Genomic DNA, 3,110 nt, shown 5'->3' on the forward strand with positions numbered 1-3,110 from the left:
GTTGCTGGCCGCCTCGGGGTTCGGGCTGGCCATGCCCATGCCGACCGCGATCCAGGTGAGCGCCAGGGTGAACAGCGCGAGCAGTCCGAACGCCGCCAGCCACTCCAGGGCCGTGGCGTCCGTGGACCGGAAGCCCATGGCCACGGCGACGGCACCGACGAGGACCAGGCTGGCGAGCACCTGCAGCACGCTCCCGACGACGTGCCCGACGAGGACCGACCCTCGGTAGACCGCCATCGTGCGGAAGCGGGCGATGAGGCCCTCGTTCATGTCCATGGAGACGGAGATCGCGGCCCCGATCACGGTGCTGCCGATGGTCATCAGCAGGAGGCCCGGGACGATGTAGGCGATGTAGTCGGAGCGGTCGGCGCCGCCGCCACCGATGCCCGCGCTCATCACGTCGCCGAAGATGTAGACGAAGAGCAGCAGCAGCATGATCGGCGTGAGCAGCAGGTTCAGGGTCATGGAGGGGTAGCGCCGCGCGTGCAGCAGGTTGCGGCGCAGCATCGTGGTCGAGTCGCGGACGGCGAGGGAGAGGTTGCTCATCGGACGTTCACCTTGGACTGGTTGGGGAGCTTGGTGCCGCCGGTCAGGGCGAAGAACACGTCGTCGAGGTCGGGGGTGTGCACGGTCAGCTCGTCCGCCTCGACGCCGGCCGTGTCCAGCCAGTCGAGGATGGAGCGCAGTTCGCGCTGGCTGCCGTCGCTGGGGATCTGCAGCGCCAGCGCCTCGTCGTCGCGGGTGGCCTCGCGCAGGGCGACGGCGGCGGACTGGTACGCGGCCGGGTCGGCGAACCGCAGCCGCACGTGCCCGCCCGGGATGAGCCGCTTCAGTTCGTCGGCGCTCCCCTCGGCGGCGATCCTGCCGTCGCTCAGCACCGCGATGCGGTCGGCGAGTTCGTCGGCTTCCTCCAGATACTGGGTGGTGAGGAAGACGGTGACGCCGCCGGAGACCAGCTCGCGGATGATCCCCCACATGTTGTGGCGGCTGCGCGGGTCGAGGCCGGTGGTCGGTTCGTCGAGGAAGATGATCCGCGGGTTGCCGACCAGGGTCATGGCGATGTCGAGGCGGCGCTTCATGCCGCCGGAGTAGGTGGAGACGGGCTTCTTCGCGGCCTCCACCAGGTCGAAGCGCTCCAGGAGTTCGGCGGCGGTGCGGCGGCCCTCGCTGCGGGAGAGGTGGTGCAGGTCGGCCATGAGGAGCATGTTCTCCTCGCCGGTGATCAGGCCGTCGACGGCGGAGAACTGCCCGGTGACGCCGATCGCGGCCCGCACGGCCTGCGGGGCGGTGGCCAGGTCGTGGCCACCGACGTGCAGCTCGCCTGCATCGGCGGTGATGAGGGTGGAGAGGATCTTGACGGCGGTGGTCTTGCCGGCTCCGTTCGGGCCGAGCAGGGAGAAGACCGTGCCGGTCGGCACCGTCAGGTCGATGCCGTCGAGGACCGTCTTGTCCCCGTAGGCCTTGCGCAGCCCCTTGGCCGCGATGGCGAGTGAGGGCGATGTCGTTGTCGTCATGCCGCAGAGGTTGCGGCAGGGCGCATTCAGCGCGGTTTCACGACGGTTTCAGCGCCCTGGAACCGGGCGGCGGAGGGCAATGCCTCATTGCCTCCCCGCCGTTGCGGCCTCGGCGCGGCTATCGCCGCGCCCCACCGGCACCTTCGACGAAGACGCACCGAAGCCATCATCGCCACCCGCCCCTGGCAAACCCGTCTGCTGCTGCCCGGTCCGCGGCTCCGTCACGCGGCCAGGCAGCAGCAAAGCCGTGAGACACGTGCAGGTCGGGACAGCTTGACGAACCGCACAACGGCTTCGGTCACCCCGGGCGCTCCAGGCGGGCCGTTCGGCGCCGGCCTCGTTGAGGTGTTGCTCGGCCGCGGCGAGGGCGCGCAGCACAGCGCGTCGTTCGCTCCGGTCGCCTGGTGCGGCGAGTGTGCCGACGAGGCGTAGCTGGAGCGGGCACCGGGCAGCGGACAGCGAGGTTCCGGGTGCGGGTCAGGGCGTGGTCGAAGGTGCTTGCGGCGGTGGTGTGGTCGTTGCGCCAGGCCGCCTGGCAGGCGAAGTCGCCCAGGAGGCCGGCGTCCATGTCGTGGCCCCCGCCGGCGTTTGGCTGGCGTGGGTTGTGGCGGCCCAGGTCGAAGCGGTGCCAGGCGACGGTCTGGGGACCGGGAGGCCACCAGGACGTACAGGCGCAGCCCGGGGGCGAGGGTGCAGCGGCCGTGTTCGAGCAGTTCGGTCACCGTGGACAGGTGGGCACTATGCGCGCAGCTGGCCGTGGGCCGGGCCGTCGGCGGCCCCGCAGGGGCACTCGCCCGGGCCCGCGACGGCAAACCTGCAGCTCCAGAAGAGATCCTGTCCGGCCCGGTGCTCCTCGAGGGCCAACAGCTGCTGGTTGGTGCGGGGGAAGGAGAGCTTCGTCCCCCTGGGGCGGCGGGAGATCGCGAAGCCGCTGCTCCCACCGTCGAAGGTCCGGCCGCACGCGGCGGGACGCAGAACATGCCCGATGAGACGCTGTTCGCCGCGATCATCTACGCACTGGTCAGCGGCTGGGCCTGACGAGCGTTCCTACCACGCCTCGGGATACCGAAGTCCACCGCCCAACATCGACAATCACTCTGAACCGGTACATCAAAGGATGTACCAGGCGTATCGTTCCTCGCGTCGATTCGGTGATCTTCGCCGGTTCCTACGGTTTTTCGTATGGCATCACCGAACGGTCGGACCGGAACACAAGACATGCCGGCGTGGCGGACAGTGGCCACTCCGATCCTGTTCGCCGTGGCTCTTCCGCTGGCCGTGATCTACGTTCTGCGGTCGCAGGGGATCAGCCAATGGCTGGCACTGACGCTCAGCGGGGCGGTCCCGGCGGTGCGTATGGCCGTCGAGGTCGCCACGCGGCGTCGTGTGGACAGCTTCGATGCGTTCATGATCGGCATGCTGGCGGTGCGCATCGCGACGTCGCTGCTCACCGGCAGTCCACGGGTCATCCTCGTCAAGGACGCCGGACTCGCGGCGGCTGCCGGGCTCTGGATCCTGGGCTCGATTCTCGTGGCTAAGAGGTCCTAACAAAGGCGTTGGACGTGGCGGTAAGTAATCAGGCAGGTGGCGAGGCCG

The 3,110-nt window shown here is 69.6% G+C and carries 3 protein-coding genes; 1 reads left to right on the plus strand and 2 read right to left on the minus strand.

The genetic code is table 11. The annotated features are described in order from the left end of the window. Window positions 1-546: ABC transporter permease (locus tag IE263_RS47920; protein ID WP_189944444.1), on the minus strand; the 546-nt coding region annotated here is incomplete at its 3' end. Then, window positions 543-1,514, minus strand: a complete 972-nt coding sequence (locus IE263_RS47925) for an ATP-binding cassette domain-containing protein (protein WP_189944445.1) — start codon at window positions 1,512-1,514, stop codon at window positions 543-545. The genes IE263_RS47920 and IE263_RS47925, both read right to left, overlap by 4 nt. 1,182 nt (window positions 1,515-2,696) lie before the next feature. Here IE263_RS47925 and IE263_RS47930 point away from each other — a divergent pair. Continuing rightward, on the plus strand, window positions 2,697-3,062 hold the full coding sequence (locus IE263_RS47930; RefSeq protein WP_229911591.1) for a VC0807 family protein: 366 nt from the start codon (window positions 2,697-2,699) through the stop codon (window positions 3,060-3,062). Window positions 3,063-3,110: the final 48 nt, after the last annotated feature.

It is taken from the genome of Streptomyces aurantiogriseus (assembly GCF_014649375.1).
Lineage (GTDB): Bacteria > Actinomycetota > Actinomycetes > Streptomycetales > Streptomycetaceae > Streptomyces > Streptomyces aurantiogriseus.

Bases quoted from the DNA above. Each gene is read 5' to 3' on its own strand.
- IE263_RS47930 (WP_229911591.1), top strand. From the start codon at position 2,697: ATGGCATCACCGAACGGTCGGACCGGAACACAAGACATGCCGGCGTGG.
- IE263_RS47925 (WP_189944445.1), bottom strand. From the start codon at position 1,514: ATGACGACAACGACATCGCCCTCACTCGCCATCGCGGCCAAGGGGCTG.